This is a genomic window from Phenylobacterium haematophilum (assembly GCF_014196295.1).
In the GTDB taxonomy this organism is placed as follows: Bacteria; Pseudomonadota; Alphaproteobacteria; order Caulobacterales; family Caulobacteraceae; genus Phenylobacterium; species Phenylobacterium haematophilum.
Genome location: NZ_JACIDK010000002.1, coordinates 221,058 through 238,302, shown reverse-complemented (window position 1 = coordinate 238,302; position 17,245 = coordinate 221,058). Strand labels below are relative to the sequence as shown.

General features: G+C 69.4%; 11 protein-coding genes. 7 read left to right on the top strand and 4 right to left on the bottom strand.

Going from position 1 to position 17,245, the window contains the following annotated elements:
* The first annotated feature begins 32 nt into the window (after positions 1 to 32).
* The gene (locus tag GGQ61_RS07000) at positions 33 to 1,244 is read left to right on the top strand and encodes an MFS transporter (protein ID WP_221220918.1); all 1,212 of its coding nucleotides are present in this window, start codon (positions 33 to 35) and stop codon (positions 1,242 to 1,244) included.
* Between the two features lie 5 nt (positions 1,245 to 1,249).
* Here the strand turns inward: GGQ61_RS07000 and GGQ61_RS06995 are convergent, their stop codons facing one another.
* Positions 1,250 to 2,512, bottom strand: coding sequence for a TetR-type transcription factor C-terminal domain-containing protein (locus GGQ61_RS06995; RefSeq protein ID WP_183771026.1), 1,263 nt, complete (start codon positions 2,510 to 2,512; stop codon positions 1,250 to 1,252).
* 169 nt (positions 2,513 to 2,681) lie between these two features.
* Here GGQ61_RS06995 and GGQ61_RS06990 point away from each other — a divergent pair, with 169 nt between their 5' ends.
* The 6 genes from GGQ61_RS06990 (at position 2,682) to gyrB (ending at position 12,523) form a co-directional block, all read left to right on the top strand.
* A complete protein-coding gene (locus GGQ61_RS06990; protein WP_183771024.1) occupies positions 2,682 to 4,916 on the top strand; it encodes a TonB-dependent receptor in 2,235 nt (744 codons plus the stop codon).
* On the top strand, positions 4,913 to 6,040 hold the full coding sequence (locus tag GGQ61_RS06985) for a serine hydrolase domain-containing protein (protein ID WP_183771022.1): 1,128 nt from the start codon (positions 4,913 to 4,915) through the stop codon (positions 6,038 to 6,040). Before GGQ61_RS06990 ends, GGQ61_RS06985 begins: the two co-directional genes overlap by 4 nt.
* A 217-nt stretch (positions 6,041 to 6,257) precedes the next feature.
* Positions 6,258 to 7,205 (top strand): aspartyl protease family protein, encoded by a 948-nt coding sequence (locus tag GGQ61_RS06980; RefSeq protein WP_183771020.1) that lies wholly within the window; start codon positions 6,258 to 6,260, stop codon positions 7,203 to 7,205.
* Between the two features lie 131 nt (positions 7,206 to 7,336).
* Positions 7,337 to 8,455, top strand: a complete 1,119-nt coding sequence (gene dnaN / locus GGQ61_RS06975; RefSeq protein WP_183771018.1) for a DNA polymerase III subunit beta — start codon at positions 7,337 to 7,339, stop codon at positions 8,453 to 8,455.
* A 502-nt stretch (positions 8,456 to 8,957) separates the two neighbouring features.
* Positions 8,958 to 10,100 (top strand): DNA replication/repair protein RecF, encoded by a 1,143-nt coding sequence (gene recF / locus GGQ61_RS06970; RefSeq protein ID WP_183771016.1) that lies wholly within the window; start codon positions 8,958 to 8,960, stop codon positions 10,098 to 10,100.
* A complete protein-coding gene (gene gyrB, locus GGQ61_RS06965) occupies positions 10,097 to 12,523 on the top strand; it encodes a DNA topoisomerase (ATP-hydrolyzing) subunit B (protein WP_183771014.1) in 2,427 nt (808 codons plus the stop codon). The genes recF and gyrB overlap by 4 nt, the downstream gene beginning before the upstream one ends.
* A gap of 33 nt (positions 12,524 to 12,556) precedes the next feature.
* Here gyrB and GGQ61_RS06960 read toward each other — a convergent pair whose 3' ends face one another.
* From GGQ61_RS06960 to GGQ61_RS06950, 3 genes are all read right to left on the bottom strand, one after another.
* Positions 12,557 to 13,720, bottom strand: coding sequence for an MFS transporter (locus GGQ61_RS06960; protein ID WP_183771012.1), 1,164 nt, complete (start codon positions 13,718 to 13,720; stop codon positions 12,557 to 12,559).
* 191 nt (positions 13,721 to 13,911) lie between these two features.
* Positions 13,912 to 15,012, bottom strand: a complete 1,101-nt coding sequence (locus GGQ61_RS06955) for a PepSY-associated TM helix domain-containing protein (RefSeq protein WP_183771010.1) — start codon at positions 15,010 to 15,012, stop codon at positions 13,912 to 13,914.
* Positions 15,012 to 17,171, bottom strand: a complete 2,160-nt coding sequence (locus GGQ61_RS06950; RefSeq protein WP_183771008.1) for a TonB-dependent receptor — start codon at positions 17,169 to 17,171, stop codon at positions 15,012 to 15,014. The genes GGQ61_RS06955 and GGQ61_RS06950 overlap by 1 nt, the downstream gene beginning before the upstream one ends.
* Positions 17,172 to 17,245 lie beyond the last annotated feature (74 nt).

Below are 17,245 nucleotides of genomic sequence, written 5' to 3'. Positions count from 1 at the left end.
ATGCGCACGCGGGCAGCCGCTAAACCGGCCCCATGACCCAAGTTCAAAACCCCGAAGACGCCGTCCCGCACCTGGACGCCGCCCGGATCCTGTTCCTGGCATTGGCTGCCGCCGTCGCCACCTCGACGAGCTACCTCGTCCAACCGGAGCTCGGCCTGATCGCCGCGGACATCGACGCCTCGCTCGTCGCCACCAGCGCCGCCGCGGGCCTGCCGATCGTAGGCTACATGCTGGGACTGGCGCTGTTGGTGCCGCTGGTCGATCGCACTTCCGCGCACGCCCTCGTCCCCGCCCAGCTCGCCGCGCTCGCCGGAGCCTTGATCCTGACGTCGGCGGCGACCTCGGTGGAAGTCTTCGGAGCAGGCCTTCTGTTGTCGGGGGTCTTCGCAAGCACTGGCGCACAGATGAGCACCCTGGCGGCAAAGCACGCCGCGCCTGATCGCCAGGGTCGCGCCTTGGGAGCCGTCACTGCCGGCATATCGGCAGGGATCCTGCTCGGCCGGCTGGTCGGCGGCGGCCTTACCGACGCGGTCGGCTGGCGGGCGATGCTGCTCATCGTCGCCGGGGCCTGCCTGCTCTGCGCCGTGGTCGGCCGCGCGCTGCTGCCGCGGCAGGTCCCGCGCGCATTGGGGGCATGGCTCGGTGGACTGCTCTCTACGCCGCAGCTCTTGCGCGCCCACCCCGACCTGCTGATCGCGGCCATGGCGGGCGCGCTGTGGTTCTTCGCCTTCAGTCTCGTCTGGGCGGGCGTTTCGCTCACGCTCTCCCTGCCACCTTACAGCCTATCGCCGACGACGGTCGGGCTCTACTCCCTGGCGGGGCTCGCAGGCATGGCCGCGCCCCCGCTGGCCGGACGGCTTGCCGACCGTTTCGGAACCCGCCCGGTCGTGATCGGCGGTCTGGTCCTGGCGATCGCCTGCACCCTTGCGATCGCCCCCGGCCTCGGTTCCCCGCCGCTGACGCTGGTCGCCCTGGCGCTCTTTGACGCCGGGCTCTTCGCCGCGCAGGTCGCCAACCAGGCCCGAATCATTCGCCTGGACCCTCTGCGACCGGCCCAGCTGAACAGCACCTACATGGTCATCTACTTCGTCGGCGGCAGCCTTGGCGCCGCCGCCGGCGGCCCGATCGTCTCGACGCTGGGCTGGCCGATCGGCGCCAGCGCGGCCGCATTGGCGATCGCCGCGGCGTTGGTCCTCTACGCAGTACAAGCCCGCGCATCGGCCGCACGCCCCGTCGAAACCTGAGCCCCCTACCTCACCGCCAACCCATATGCGACCACGTCGCAGATCTCCTCGGCGATCTGCCGGGGGCTGAGTGGGTAGTCGGCCGGCAGCCATTTCGGCAGCCAGAGGAAGATCCCGGCCGAGACCTGGCCGACGAACACCGTGTCGCACGGCCGCACCGAACCGTCGGCGATCCCCTGGCGCAGGCTGCGGTTCGAGGTCATCCGCAGCCGCTGGCCGGCCCGCTCGAAGGCCGCCCGGTCGCCTTCCGCCAGCGCCAGCCGGCCCGGCTGCAGCATGAGCGGCGAGGCCGGCCCGGCCTGGGCCTGGACGTTCAGGTGCAGGGCGATCATCGCCTTGTCGAAGCCGTCGCGGCCTTGGGCGACGGCGGTGTCCATGATCAGGTCGTAGACCTCGAAGGCGCGCCGGTAGCAGCGGGTGACCAGGTCGGCCTTGTCGTCGAAGTAGTGGTAGACCGCGCCCTTGGTCGCCCCGACCTCGGCCCCGATATCGTCCAGCGAAGCGCCGTCGATGCCGCGCTGGTTGAACAGCTTCGAGGCCGCCGCGATCAGCTGGCCGATCTTCACCTCGTTGGTCTGCTGGCGGTCGAAGGCGTTGAACGAGCGGGCGGTCAGCGCCTCCATGTCCAGCGCGCACAGCGGGGTCTCGCGGGGCCGCGTGGCGAACCCGTTCAGCATCAGGTCGACGATCGCCTGGGCGATCCGCCGCCGCGCCGCGCGCCCGTCGCGATAGCCGAGCCAGCCGGCCGACAGCCGGCCCCAGGAGATCATCCCGACCAGGGCCTGGGCGGCGATCTCGCTGTTGCAGGGCCGCAGGATCCCGGCCGCCGCCCCCTCCTCCAGCCAGCCGCGCAGCCGCGCGACGTTGCGCGCCTGCAGCTCGCGGATCACCCGCCGCTGGGCGTCGGGCAGGAAGTCGACGTCGCTGAGCACCGCCTGCGGCGGCCGCTCATAGGCCAGCTGCGCTTCCACCAGGAGGCGCAGCCGCTCGCGCGGATCCTCGCTGGCCTCCGCGGCGGCGGCCAGGTCGTCGGCGCTCGCCTCGCAGGCCCGCTGGTAGGCGCCGAACACCAGGTCGGTGCGGTCGGCGACGTAGTAGTAGAGGGCGTTGCGCGACAGCCCGACGCGTTCGGCCACGTCGTTGATGACGATGCCGCCGGCGCCCATGGCGTTGATCTCGCGGGCCGCCTCCGCAAACAGCAGGTCGCGCTTGGCCGCGCGCTTGCGCGCCGGCTTGCCGCCCCCCGTCTCATTGCCAGTCGCCGCCATCGGCCGTTCGTCGCGCCTCCGCCGCCCTTCGTCAATCCGTACACCAGACATACGCAAGTGTCGAAGTTTGCTTGACGGCCAGTTCTAGACGTGTCGTTACTCCGCCAAACTTGAATGTCGAAAAACGGCGCGCCAACGAGCGACGCCGAAATCAAGGGGAGGGAGCGCGATGCGTATTTCCAGGACGATGCGGCTGCGGCTTTTGGGCGGGGCCGGGGCGCTGGCCCTGAGCGGCGGGCTGGCGCAGGCCGCCGAGCCGGTCGAGATCGAGGCGGTCACCGTCACCGCCCAGAAGCGCACCCAGGACACCCTCGACGTCGGCCTCAACGTCGCCGTGGTCGGCGCCCAGGAGCTGGCCGACCGCCGCGTGGCCCAGGTCAGCGACCTCGTCGCCTTCACCCCCAACGTCGACATCAAGGAGAACATGCCCGGCGTGCTGCCGGTGGTGACCATCCGCGGCGTCGGCCTCAACGACTTCTCGGCGACCAACAATCCCAGCGCCGGAGTCTATGTCGACGAGGTCTACCTAAGCTCGCTGGCGCTGATGAACTTCGACCTCTTCGACCTGGAGCGGATGGAGGCGCTGAAGGGGCCGCAGGGCACGCTCTACGGCCGCAACTCCACCGCCGGGGCCATCAACATCGTCACCGCCAAGCCCAGCTTCGGCGGCGTCGAAGGGCGACTGGCCGCCGGCTACGCCAATTATCAGACCGCCGAGATCGAGGGCATGGTCAACCTGCCGGTCTCCGACACCTTCGCCCTGCGCTTCGCGGGCAAGGCGGTGAAGCAGGACGAAGGCTTCTTCGACAACCGCCTGCTCGGCCGCGACATCGGCCGCCGCGAGGTGGGCCTCGCCCGCGCCCAGGCGCTGTGGGCCGCCACCGACGACGTCGAGGTGCTGATCAAGCTCGAGGTCCAGAAAGGCCGTTCCGAGGTCGGCGGGCCGGAGTTCTTCGGCGCCCTGACCCCGCCCGGCGCCCCCGCCGGCCTGGTCTGCCCCGGCTCGCCGGCCTGCATGGACTTCCAGGGCTACACCGACACCGATGGGAATCCGTTCGCCGGTGCCTGGTCGGTCGACCCGACCTATGACGTCGACCAGCGCGCGGCCACCGTGCGGCTGACCGCCGACCTCGGCTGGGCGGACCTGACCTCGATCACCGGCTATGTCGACTTCAAGCGCCAGTGGGGCGCCGACACCGACGGCGGCCCCTATCGCCAGACCGACTTCGTCGAGCGCGACCAGATCGAGCAGATCTCCCAGGAGCTGCGGCTCTCCGGCTCCACCGAGGCCACCGACTGGATCGTCGGGGTGTTCGCCTCCCGCGACCGGGTGAAGATGACCTATGACGGCTCGCTGCAGGACCTGTTCAACACCAAGCTCCTGACCTTCACCGACCAGACCGCCAAGTCGGCCGCCGCCTTCGGCAATCTCGAATGGCGCTTCGCCCAGGACCTCAGCCTGATCGCCGGCCTGCGCTACACCTGGGAAGAAAAGGCCAATGTCGGCGGCGACCTCGACCTGGTCCCGAACTGCCCGGCCAGCTTCCTCTCGATGGTTCCCTGCGGCGCCGGCCCGGTCACCCTGGCCTTCATCGATACGACCATCGACGACACCAACTGGTCCTGGAAGCTCGGCCTCAACTGGAAGCCGAACCCTCTGACCCTGGTCTACGGCTCGATCAGCCAGGGCGTGAAGAGCGGCGGCTTCTTCTCGGGCGTGGCCACCACCACCGCCCAGCTCCAGCCCTACGAACCCGAGACCCTCATCGACTACGAGGTCGGGGTGAAGCAGCGGCTGCCGGAACTTGGCCTCTCCTGGTCGGCCAGCGCCTTCTTCTACGACTATTCCGACGTGCAGACCTTCATCCGCGACACCTCCGGCGGACTGCCGATCCAGCGGCTGGGGAATGTCGACGAAGCCTCGATCTACGGCCTGGACCTCGACGCCATGTGGTCGCCGGCCGCCCTGCCCGGCCTCGACCTGATCGCGGGCCTTGGCCTGCTGCACACCGAGCTCGGGGCCTTCGCCTCGTCGAACGGCGCCGTGCCCAAGGGCAATAAGCTCCCCGACGCGCCGGAAGTCAGCCTCACGGTCTCGGCCGCCTACAGCTTCGACCTCGGCCAGGACGCCACCGGCCGCCTCCAGGTCGACGGCCGCTACGCCGACGACATGTTCAAGGACGCGCTCAACGATCCGCTCATCGCCACCGACGCCTATTGGGTGTGGAACGCCCGCGCCAGCGTCGCCCTGCCGAACGACTGGGAAGTGGCCGTCTGGGGCAAGAACCTCGCCGACGAGGAATACGTCACCCAGGGGGTGAACAACCTGCCCCTCGGCTTCGGCTTCCGCGTCTACGGCGCCCCGCGCACCTTCGGCGTCACCGTCTCCAAGGCTTTCAAATGAGCATCCAGATTCACGGCTCCGCCGACCCCGCCTTCGCCGCCCTGACGGCCGAGTTCGAACGCAACTTCGCCGAACGCGGCGACGTCGGCGCCGCCCTCTCCCTGGTGATCGACGGCGCCCCTGTCGTCGATCTCTGGGCCGGCAGTCTCGACGCCGCCCGCACCCGGCCCTGGGCCGCCGACTCGGTGGTCAACGTCTGGTCGACGACCAAGGCGATCGGCGCGCTCTGCTTCGCCATGCTGGTCGACCGGGGCGCCTGCGCCTACGACGACCTCGTCGCCCGCTGGTGGCCGGAGTTCGCCGCCCACGGAAAGGACGGCGTCACCATCGCCATGCTGCTCTCCCACCAGGCCGGACTGTGCAGCTTCCGCGACCCGGCCGTGGTCGAGGACTTCTACGATCAGCCGGCCGCCGCCGCGCGGCTCGCCGCCAGCGAGCCGCTGTGGCCGCCGGGCTCGCGCTCGGGCTATCACGCCATCTCGATCGGGGTGCTGGCCGGCGAGCTGTTTCGCCGCATCGAGGGCCGCAGCCTGGGCGCCTTCATCGCTGCCGAGCTGTCGGCCCCGCTCGGCCTAAACCTCACCCTCGGCCTGCCGGCTTCGGAAGAGGCCCGCCGCGCCGAGATGATCGCCCCGCCCGAGCTGGCGACCTCGAACATGACCACCGACCTCAACCCCTCGCAGGCGGCGGCCTATCTGAACCCGGTGATCGAGCCGCTGCTGCCCAACACGGCGGCCTGGCGCGCCTGCGAACTGGTCTCGGCCAACGGCTTCTCCAACGCCCGCTCGCTGGCCCGGCTGTTCGGCGAGGTCGCGGCCGGCCGACTTCTGTCGCCGCAGACCCTGGCCCAGGCGACCGCCCTGCGGATCAGCGGCGTCGACGAGGTGCTCGGGGTGCCAGCCCGCTGGGCCGCTGGCTTCCTCCTCAACACCGACGGGCTCTACGGTCCGTCGGAGGCGGCCTTCGGGCACTCCGGCTGGGGCGGCTCGTTCGCCATGGTCGATCCGGACCGCAAGGTCGCGCTGTCCTACACGATGAACCGCATGGGGACCGACTTGGTCGGCGACCCGCGCGACGTCGCCCTGATCGCGGCGGCCTACGAGGGCCTGGCCGCGACCGCCTGACGGCAAATTGCTGGAGGCTATCGGCAGGTTTCTGGTCTCCCTGCCGATAGCGTCTGGACCGCCCTATCGTCGCCTTTTCGGGTCGCACCCTCGATGCTCGGCGGACGCCGCGGGCGCCGGCCGCGCAGCTGCAACCCCAGATCGCCGCCAAACCCCTGGAAAATTGACGGTTTCTCGCATCGGGCGTAGGCTTCGCCGGAACATCAGGGAGCATAACGTGCTGGTCGGGTCACAGACTCGCCGCCTCGCGCTCGGCAGGCTCGCCGCCGCCGGCGGACTGCTGTTCACCGCGCCCTCCGCATTCGGGCAGGTTCCTGAGGCGCCGGCCGCAGAACCTGACGATGAACCCACCTCCATCGCCATCACCCGGCAGCTTTTCGAGCACATCACCGCCCCGGTGACGATCAACGGCCTGGGCCCCTACCGCTTCATGGTCGACACCGGAGCCAACGTCTCCTGCGTCTCGGCCGAGTTGGCCGAAAAGCTCGCCCTGCCAGCCGGCCGCGAGCTGCGGGTGCACACGATCGTCGGCGCCCGCGGCCGCCCCAGCGTGGTGCTCGACCGGCTCGAAATCGGCACGCGGGTCCGCAAGAAAGTCCAGGCGCCGGTGCTGCCGATGACGTCCTTCGACATCGACGGCGTGCTCGGAATCGACTGGCTGAAGGGCCAGCGGCTGGTCATGGGATTCGCCGGCAACACCTTGGAAATCACCAAGTCCAAACAGGAGGCCAGCGCCAAGGGCAAGGTCGTCGTGCCCGCCCGACGCAAGTCCGGCCAGCTGACCATCGTCGACGCCGACATCAGCGGCCGCTCGATCAGCGCGATGATCGATTCCGGCTCGCAGTTCTCGCTCGGCAACGCGGCGCTGCGGCGGCTGATCATGCGGCTGGACCCCACCGCCGCCCAGCGCGCCAGCCATGTCGGGCTGATCTCCATCGCCGGCGAGAGGTTCAGCGGCGAGCAGCTCTACCTGCCTTTCATCCGCCTCGGCGGCCTCAACCTGGGCAACGTCCCGGTGGTGTTTTCGGACATGCCGATCTTCAAGCTCTGGGACCTGCACGAGACCCCGACGATCATGATCGGCATCGACCTGCTGACCCAGTTCGAGACCGTCTCGGTCGACTTCGGCCGCTCAGCCGTGCGCTTCGACATCGCCTCCGCCTGAACGGTTTCCGCCGTTCAGAATGGTTTGCCCCCCTTTAACCCGGCCGCATTTCGGCTAATGTCGCAGGTCCCTCCAGCGCAGGGGGCGACGGCGCGGCCTGCGTCGACGCTTGGAGAGATTCGGACCGGAAAATGAAGCTTACGATTGAACGGGCGGCGCTCATGAAGGCGCTGGGGCATGTGCAGAGCGCGGTCGAGCGTCGCAACACCATCCCGATCCTGTCGAACGTCCTGCTGTCGGCGGAGCGCGACCGGCTGACCTTCTCGGCCACCGACCTCGACATGGAAATCATTGACGAGGCCCTGGCCCAGGTCGACCAGCCGGGCCAGATCACCGCCCCGGCCCACACCCTTTACGAGATCGTCCGCAAGTTGCCCGAGGGCGCGGACGTGTCGCTGTCGTTCACCGGCGAGGATCCGCGCCTGACCGTGGCCGCCGGCCGCTCGCGGTTCAACCTGCCGGTGCTGCCCGCTGGCGACTTCCCAGTGATGTCCTCGGACGGCCTCTCCGGGCGCGTAGGCGTAGACGTCGGCGACCTGATCCGGCTGATCGACAAGACCCGGTTCGCGATCTCGACCGAAGAGACCCGGTACTACCTCAACGGCCTCTACCTCCACACCGTGGTCGATGGCGGCGTCCAGAAGCTGCGCGCCGTGGCCACCGACGGCCACCGCCTGGCCCTGGCCGAAATGCCGGCCCCCGAGGGCTCGGCCGGAACCCCTGGCGTGATCGTCCCGCGCAAGACCATCGGCGAAGCCCGCCGCCTGCTCGAAGACGCCGGCGAGAACGTCGACCTGCAGGTCAGCGCGCAGAAGATCCGCCTGGACTTCAACGGCGCGGCCCTGACCTCCAAGGTCATCGACGGCTCGTTCCCCGACTACAGCCGCGTGATCCCGCAGGGCAACGACCGCATCATGCTGGTCGACAACAAGCTGTTCGCCAAGGCGGTCGACCGCGTCGCCACCATTTCGGCCGAAAAGAGCCGTTCTGTGCGTATGGCCATCGAGCCGGGCCGGGTGATCCTGACCGTGCGCAACATGGAAGCCGGCCAGGCCGTCGAGGAGATCGAGGTCGACTACGGCGGCGAGGCCTTCGAGCTGTCGTTCAACGCCCGCTACCTGCTCGACGTCACCGACCAGATCGCCGGCGAGATCGCCGAATTCCGCTTCGGCGGCCCGAACGATCCGGCCCTGGTCCTCGACCCGATCGACGCCGACGTCCAGTACGTGCTGATGCCGCTGCGGGTCTGACCCGCAGCGCTAGCGGCTGGCGCCTGGCGCCGGCTGCCTCTCGCACTCGCGCGAACTGCAAAACTGGGCGCGAGCCTGCTTTTGCGCAGCGACCGCTGCACCGGCGAACACCGGGGCGAGCTTTTCGTAGGTGTCCGCTCGGTTCCACTTCCGGCCTGCGGGGCTCTCCCGGAAGGCCAGGAGCTGGCGGAGCTCGGCTTCGGTGTAGCGGTCGGGTAGGTGGCGGCCTCGAGCTCAATGGCGTGCTGCCGCCATGTCTCTCGGCCGCGGCGCAAGGCGACGATGGCATCGCCCTTGACCCCCGGCCCCAGACCCGCGTCATCGACGGCCAGGAGATCTGTCGCATCGGCGTCGAAGGTTGGCCACGGCGACGCCGCAAGCGCCAAAGCGCCGATGCAGATCAAGTATTTCAAGCTCATCGCAACCCCCGGCTGTACTCTAACGAAATCCGGGGGCGCCTCAAGCCTTCGCCCCAGGCTGCGAAACCCGCTATGACGCAGCGGTGACCACCGCCTTCACCCACCTGACCCTGACGGACTTCCGCTCCTACGAACGGGCCGAGCTCGCGCTCGACGGGCGGCCGGTGTTCCTGGTCGGGCCGAACGGGGCCGGCAAGACCAACTTCCTGGAGGCGGTCAGCCTGTTCACCCCAGGCCGCGGCCTGCGCAACGCGGTCGGCGCGGAGCTCGGCCGCCGCAAGCCCGGCGAGGGACAGGGCCGCGCCTGGGCCGTGGCCGCGGTGATTAACGAGGACGGGGAGCCCGTGCGCCTCGGCACCGGGGTCGAGAGTCCCGGCGCGGCGCGTCGGACCGTGCGGCTGGAAGGCGAGCCCGTTCCGCCCGGCCGGCTCTCGGACCACCAGCGCCAGGTCTGGCTGACCCCGGCCCAGGACCGCCTGTTCCTGGAGGGCGCGGGCGAGCGCCGGCGGTTCTTCGACCGACTGGTGTTCGCCGCCGAGCCCGGTCACGCCGCCCACGCGGGCGCCTACGAGAAATCGCAACGCGAACGGATGCGGCTGCTGTCCGACGGCCCGGCCGACCCGGCCTGGCTCACCGCGCTGGAAGCCCGGATGGCGCAGTCGGGCGCCCTGATGGCGCAGGCGCGCGCACGTACCCTGGCCGCCCTTCAGGTCGAGATCGACAGCCGTGGCGACCGCCCGTTCCCTCAGGCGCGGCTTTCACTGACCGGCGACTGGGAGCGGATGGCCGGGGAAGGCGTCGAAGACGAGGAAATCGAGGCTCGGCTGGTCCGCGCGCTGGCCGCCGCCCGCGAGCGCGATGCAGCGGCCGGCCGCGCCCTGACCGGGCCGCACCGGGGCGATCTGGCGGTCATTCACGCTGAAAAGGACCGGCCGGCGGCGGAGTGCTCAACCGGTGAGCAGAAAGCCCTGATTCTGAACCTGGTTTTGGGCCAGGCGGCGCGTCTTTCGCGTGCAGAATCGGCTCCAAACCCTATATTGTTGTTGGATGAAGTCGCAGCGCATCTGGACCGTCGTAGGCGGGCCGCGCTCTTCGACGAAATCGAGGCGCTCAAGCTGCAAGCGTTCCTGACGGGAACGGACGAGCATCTCTTCGAGGATTTGAAGGGCCGGGCCCAGGGCGTCCATGTGGACGGCTCGAACCCGGCGATTCTGGATACGGTATGACCGACGAAACCCAAGGCGAAACCAACGGGCAGGCCGAGTACGGCGCGGAGTCCATCAAGGTCCTGAAGGGCCTGGACGCGGTGCGCAAGCGCCCCGGCATGTACATCGGCGACACCGACGACGGCTCGGGCCTGCACCACATGGTCTACGAGGTGGTCGACAACGCCATCGACGAGACCCTGGCCGGCTGGGCGACCCGGGTCGAGGTGATCCTGAACGCCGACGGCTCCTGCACGGTCACCGACGACGGCCGCGGCATCCCGACCGACATCCACGAGGGCGAAGGCGTCTCGGCGGCCGAGGTCATCATGACCCAGTTGCACGCCGGCGGTAAGTTCGACCAGAACTCCTACAAGGTCTCCGGCGGCCTTCACGGCGTCGGCGTCTCGGTCGTGAACGCCCTTTCGGACTGGCTGCGCCTGAAGATCTATCGCGGCGGCAAGGCCTACGAGATGGAGTTCCGCCGCGGCGACGCGGTCTCGCCGCTGGTGGTCACCGGCGACGCGCCCCCGCGCGAAAACGGCGAGCCGCTGTCCGGCACCGAGGTCACCTTCCTGCCCTCGACCGAGACCTTCTCGTTCATCGACTTCGATCGCAAGACGCTCGAGCACCGCCTGCGCGAACTGGCGTTCCTGAACTCCGGCGTGACCATCTGGCTGAAGGACTTCCGCGAGGCCGAGCCGTTCGAGGAAGTGATGTCCTACGAGGGCGGCATCGAGGCCTTCGTGCGCCACCTGGACAAGGCCAAGACCCCGCTGGTCAAAACCCCGATCGTGGTCCGCGGCAAGAAGGACAACGTCGAGGTCGATCTGGCCCTGTGGTGGAACGACGGCTACCACGAGAACGTCCTCTGTTTCACGAACAACATTCCGCAGAAGGACGGCGGCACCCACCTGGCGGCCTTCCGCTCGGCGATGACCCGCATCATCACCAGCTACGCCGAGAGCTCGGGCGCGACCAAGCGCGAGAAGGTCTCGCTGTCGGGCGAGGACGCCCGCGAAGGCCTGACCTGCGTGCTGTCGGTCAAGGTGCCGGACCCCAAGTTCTCATCGCAGACCAAGGACAAGCTGGTCTCCTCGGAAGTGCGCCCGGCGGTGGAAAGCCTGGTGTCGGAAGGCGTCAGCACCTGGTTCGAGGAGCACCCCAACGAGGGCAAGCTCATCGTCCAGAAGATCGCCGAAGCCGCCGCGGCCCGCGAAGCGGCGCGCAAGGCCCGCGAACTGACCCGCCGCAAGTCGGCGCTCGACATCACCTCGCTGCCCGGCAAGCTCGCCGACTGCTCGGAAAAGGACCCGGCCAAGTCGGAAGTGTTCCTGGTCGAGGGCGACTCCGCCGGCGGCTCGGCCAAACAGGCTCGCAACCGCGAGAACCAGGCGATCCTGCCGCTGCGCGGCAAGATCCTGAACGTTGAACGGGCCCGCTTCGACAAGATGCTGTCGTCCGACCAGATCGGCACGCTGATCACGGCGCTGGGCGCCGGCATCGGCCGCGACGACTTCAACATCGACAAGCTGCGCTACCACAAGATCGTCATCATGACCGACGCCGACGTCGACGGCGCGCACATCCGGACCCTGCTGCTGACCTTCTTCTACCGGCAGATGCCGGAGGTGATCGAGCGCGGCTATCTCTATATCGCCCAGCCGCCGCTCTATAAGGCGACCAAGAGCCGGCAGTCGCGCTACCTGAAGGACGACGCCGAGCTCGAAAACTACCTGATCGACGAAGGCGTCGAGGGCGCTGCGCTCGACCTTTCGACCGGCGAACGCCTGGTCGGGGCCGACCTGCTGGCCCTGGTGCAGAGCGCCCGCGGGGCAAAGGCCAACATCGAACGTCTGTCGGCCCGCGCGCCCGCCTTCGCCATCGAACAGGCGGCCATCGCCGGCCTGCTGGCCGAGAACGGCGGCGACCTGGCCAAGGCCGCCAAGCGGATGGACCTCTACGCCGAGGAAGGCGACGGGACCTGGCTCGGCGAAAAGGCCGCCACCGGCGGCTTCGCGTTCTCGCGCACCAAGCGCGGCGTGTCGGAGCGCATCGTGCTGGACGACCTGCTGCTGCACGCCGCCGACGCGCGTCGCCTGTCGGAACGCGCGGCCGCCATGGCCGAGACGTTCGACGGCGTCGCCACCTTCACCCGCAAGGACAAGACCGCGACCGTCCGCGGCCCGCTGGACCTGTTCAACGCGGTGATGGAGGCCGGCCGCCGGGGCCTGTCGATCCAGCGCTACAAGGGCCTGGGCGAAATGAATCCCGACCAGCTGTGGGAGACCACGCTCGACGCCGACGCCCGTACCCTGCTGCAGGTCAAGGTGACCCACGCCGACGACGCCGACGACATGTTCACCCGCCTGATGGGCGATCTGGTCGAACCGCGGCGTGAGTTCATCCAGGAAAACGCCCTGGACGCCGAAGTCGACGTCTGACGCCCTCGCCGGAAACGAAGGCGGGCGGCGGGGTTACTCCGCCGCCACCGGCTTGGGCCGGGGGAACACGAAGGCCAGCGTCATAAGCGCCGCCAGCGACATGCCGAGCGCCGCCGCCGGGATCGCCGGCACGCCGTAGGTGGCCAGCGCCAACCCGCCCATGGTCGAGCCCAGCGCTTGGCCCACCGAGATAACCGAGCCGTTCAGGGCCAGCGCCACCGGCGCGCCTTCGGTCATCGAGATCAGCCGCGCCTGGATCACCGGCGTGATCGAGAACAGCGCCGTGGCGGCCACGAAGATGCCCAGGGCGACCAACGCGGCGCTGGGCCAGCCGGCCGGAGCGACCTGGTGCGTGGCGGCGAAGTGGATGCTCATCGCCGTCGCCTGGATCGCAAAGCCGATAAGGATCCAGCTGCGGCCGAGGTCACGATTGGCGGCGCGAGCGCCCAGCCAAAGACCGACGATGGACCCGAAGCCGATCATCGACTGGAAGGCGCCCACGCCGGCCCCGGTGACACCCGCCCCCACCCGCACGATCGGCGCGATGTAGAGGTTCAGGGTCATGTTGGCCGCGAAGGCGAGGAACGTGGTCAGGTAAAGCGGCCAGATCGCCGGCAGATCGAGGCTGCCGCCCGCGCGCTTCGGCGGCGCCGGGACCCGCGGCAGGAACAGCAGCACGCCGGCCAGGGCGATGGCCGACAGCACGGCGGCGGTGATGAAGGTCGCGCGCCATCCGAACAGGTCCCCGACCACGCTGCCGATCGGAATGCCGACCACGAAGGCCAGGGTCATGCCGCCCGAAACCATGGCCAGGGCGGACCCGCGCCGCTCGGGCGGGGCCAGCGAGGCGGCCGCGACGCTGGCGGCCGGGCCCGACATCGCTCCGGCCAGGCCGGCGAGCGCCCGCAGCACCATCAGCGTCTCGAAGTTCGGGGTCAGGGCGCACGCGATGTGCAGCAGCAGGCCAAGGCTGAGGCCCACGATCACCATGACCTTCCGGTCGACCCGCGCGAACAGCCAGGCGGCGACGGGTCCTAGCACCGCCGAGGTCAGCACGAACACCGTCTGCAGCTGGCCGGCCACGGCAGTGGTGACGCCGAGGTCGGCGGCCAGGGTCTCCAGCAGACCAGCGAAGATGAAGGCGCCTGACCCGAACGCGAACGTCACCATGGTCAGAACGAAAATACGCGGATTCATGCGGCCGAGCTTAGCCGCGCCAGCATACCGCCCGCCAGACATTTGCGAGCGTCGTTCGTCGAACCCGTCGCATTACCGTCCGGCGGCCAGCCTGTCCTGATGTGCGCCGAGCGCGTCGAGCGCCGCCAGGACCTGGCCTGCACACCGGCCTGGTTGAAAAGGTTAGCCCCGATCGATGATCGAAAATGCTGTCACGCGATCTTGGTGGTGGGCGCGCCCTTGGGCCGCTTGCGCTTCTGGGTCTTCGGCCCGGCCCAGAAACTCCACACCGCCAGCGAGCCGAGCAGCGCCAGGGTGAGGCCCGAGGCCGTCATCACCAGCCGATAGGGCAGGCCGCCGACCTTGGCGGCGTGGATCGGATATTCGGCGTTGGCGATCCGCAGGCCCAGCGGCAGAGCCTGGGCGTCGCGGCTGGCCACCAGCCGCCCGTCGGCCGGATCGAACCAGAACATGGTGCGGCCGTTAGGCAGCCACTCGGCCTGCTGGCGCATGCGCAGCGAAATCAGCCCGCCCGGCGTGGCGGAGAGGCTGATGATCCGCAGCTCGCCGTCCGGGTGCTTGGCGCGCGCCGCGCTCAGCAGCGCGGCGACGTCGAGGTCGGCGCCGCGCGGCCCGCCCTTTTCAATGGGCGGCTTCGACGCCGCCGCCATCGCCGCCGGCGAGGTGAAAGGCGCCAGCAGCACGTCCTCGACCGCCGGCAGGGTCATCATCACCCCGGTCAGCAGCGAGACGAACAGCAGCGGCGCGGCCACCACGCCGAGGTCGCGGTGCTGGCGCACCACCGCATTCCGGCTCATGTTCGCGGGCCAGGCGCGCAGGGCGAACAGCCGCCGCGCAGGCCACCAGAGGATCACCCCGGTGACCACGAAGCCAAGCCCGACCAGCGCCATGATCCCGGCCGCCAGCTCGCCGGCGTCGCCGGTCAGGAGGTGGTGGTGCAGGTCGAACAGCCAGATCTCCGGCCGCTCCCACTTCGCGGTCCAGGTCGCGACGATCTCGCCGGTCTGGTCCGCATAGGCGCCGCGATCGCCGTCGCCATAGTTCAGCCGATGCAGGCCCAGCCGCTCGCTGGCCAGGATGATCGAGCGCGGCGCGTCGGGGGCAGCGAAGATCTTCTCCGCCGCCGCCGCGATGCTTTCCACGTCCTGTACCTGCGGGTCGGCCGCGTGCGGCAGTACGGCGCGCAGATAGGCGTCCTTGTGGACGAGCAGCGCCCCCGATAGGCCGAGCACCGCCAGGAAGAGGCCGATCAGGCCTCCGGCCCACCGGTGCAGCAGCCGCAGGGTCGGCATCAGAACCTGCGCTCCAGGCCCAGCGTAAAGACCCGCCCGCGGCCCGCGAAGTAACGCAGGTTGTCCGTCGGGTTGCTCGTGTCCGAGGCGTAGCTCAGATAGTACTCGTCCATCAGGTTCTGCACGCTGAGGACCACGTCGCCGAAGCCAGCCTCATAGCGGACCGAGGCGTCGACCAGCGTGTAGCCGCCGAAGCTGTTGCGCGGATCGGCGCCGTCGAAGTCGCGCTCGAGGTAGGATTGGCTCTGCAGGCGCGCCGACAGCGGGCCCTCCTGATAGATCAGGGCGAAGTTGAAGCGGTCGGGGGAGATGTTGGCTCCGTCCAGGTCGATGTCGACCTTGCCGTCCCCGTTGCTATCGGCGCGGCCCTTCAGCTTGGCGTAGCCGGCGGTGACGCTGACGCCGGGGACCGGGGTCCTGGCCGAGACGTTCAGTTCCAGACCCTCGATCTCCACACGCTGGCGCTGCACGTCGTAGACATTGGTCGCCGGGTTCAGCACCAGCAGCTGACCGAGCTTGGACTTCGACCAGAAATAGGCAGCGGTGGCCTCGATCGGTCCGCGCTTCCACTCCGCGCCGATCTCCTGGTTGTCGGAGACCACCGGGCTGATGTCGAGGAAGCTGTCCACGTCGATGCCGTCGCGGTTCACGCCGCGCAGGATACGGCCGACGTCCGGCACCGTGTAGCCCTCGGCGTAGCTGGCGTAGAGCCGCAGACCCTCGATCGGGTTCACGACGATCCCGCCGTTGACCAGGGTGGCGTCGAAGCTCGGCTCGCCGCCGCCGACCGCCCGCGAGCCGTAGCTCGCCAGGGTCGTGTAGTCGCCGACCTTCAAGGTCACCGATTCATAGCGGGCGCCGCCGGCCAGGTGCACCCTGTCGCCGAACAGGGCGAAGTTGGCCTGCACGAACGGCGCGACGCTACGGAACTCCGTCGGCGGCACCCAGACTCGGTTGGTGGCGATCAGGGTCTGGGCGGTTTCGTCACGCAGGGTGTCGAGACCGAGCGTGCCGGTCAGGCCCGGCACAAACGGGACTTCGCGCTCGTAGCTGGCGCGGGCGCCGAGCTTCTCGGACTCGTTGGACGACTGGTCGAACAGCGTGCCGATCGGAGCCAGGCGCACGTCCTGGAACGTGGCGCTGCGATCGCCGCCGAAGGTGTCGCGCGAGCGGTTGTAGAACAGCTGGGCGTTAAGGTCGCCGCCCCACAGGTCGTCGTCGGTCAGAGCCAGCGACACCGTCTCGACGCGGTTGGCGGCGGTGCGGCCCTCGGGCGAACCGCGCATCGAGCTGGCCGGGCGGTTCCTGGTGCGGTCGCCGGCCACGATCACATAGTCGCCATCGCCCTTCAGCTCGAAGCGGTTGGCGATCAGGTCCAGTCGGAGGCTCTCGTCGATCTGCCAGCCGAAGCGGCCGAAGATCGAGGTGCTGGTCGAGTCCTGGATCTCGCCTTGGGTGTTGTCGACGGCGACGCGGTTTCCCCGGCCGTCATAGAAGGCGCCGCGCGCCTCGTAGGACAGGCCCAGGGTCGCGTCGAAAGCGCCGCTGCGCCAGGCGCCGAGGGCAGCAGTCTTCCAGCCGAGACCGTCGCCGTGGGCGCGCGCGTCGGTGCTGGCCTGAACCAGGACGCGGCCCGACAGACCGTCTTCCTTCGGCGGGCCGACCGTCACCTGGTTGACCACCCCGCCGGTGGCGCCGATGCCCTGCAGGGCGTTCGAGCCGTAGATCAACTCGACATGGTCGATGAAGAAGGCGTCGATGGTGAACCCGTCGCGCGAGCCGTCGCGGATCGGGGTCGATTGCGGGATGCCGTTGATCGCATAGAGCGGCGAGCGGCCGCGCAGCGTCTCGCCGCTGCCCGAGAGCTTCTGGCGGGTCGGCGAGAACGAGGGCGACAGCGACGACACCGCATCGACGATCGAGCCGCTGATCGACACCTGTTGGGCCAAGTCCTCGGAATTGACCACGTCCACCGTCATCGGCAGGGCGCTGGCCGGCAAGGTGGTTCGCGCGGCGGTGATCACCAGCTCGGACACATCCGTGGGGCCGCTCTGCACGTCCTGCGCCTGGGCCGCGCCCGCGACGCTCAGGGCCAGCAGGCTCACGCCCGCCGCCAACAGATCTCCACGCGCGATCCGCGCCTCACCGAAAATCGCCATGCAGTCCCCGACACGCACACACCTATGACGCGCGCTCTATAGCAGCGACTGCGAATTAATCTCAACAGACTTAT

Bases quoted from the DNA above. Each gene is read 5' to 3' on its own strand.
- dnaN (WP_183771018.1), top strand. From the start codon at position 7,337: ATGAAGCTTACGATTGAACGGGCGGCGCTCATGAAGGCGCTGGGGCAT.
- GGQ61_RS06995 (WP_183771026.1), bottom strand. From the start codon at position 2,512: ATGGCGGCGACTGGCAATGAGACGGGGGGCGGCAAGCCGGCGCGCAAG.
- GGQ61_RS06955 (WP_183771010.1), bottom strand. From the start codon at position 15,012: ATGCCGACCCTGCGGCTGCTGCACCGGTGGGCCGGAGGCCTGATCGGC.
- GGQ61_RS07000 (WP_221220918.1), top strand. From the start codon at position 33: ATGACCCAAGTTCAAAACCCCGAAGACGCCGTCCCGCACCTGGACGCC.
- GGQ61_RS06985 (WP_183771022.1), top strand. From the start codon at position 4,913: ATGAGCATCCAGATTCACGGCTCCGCCGACCCCGCCTTCGCCGCCCTG.
- GGQ61_RS06960 (WP_183771012.1), bottom strand. From the start codon at position 13,720: ATGAATCCGCGTATTTTCGTTCTGACCATGGTGACGTTCGCGTTCGGG.
- GGQ61_RS06990 (WP_183771024.1), top strand. From the start codon at position 2,682: ATGCGTATTTCCAGGACGATGCGGCTGCGGCTTTTGGGCGGGGCCGGG.
- gyrB (WP_183771014.1), top strand. From the start codon at position 10,097: ATGACCGACGAAACCCAAGGCGAAACCAACGGGCAGGCCGAGTACGGC.
- GGQ61_RS06950 (WP_183771008.1), bottom strand. From the start codon at position 17,171: ATGGCGATTTTCGGTGAGGCGCGGATCGCGCGTGGAGATCTGTTGGCG.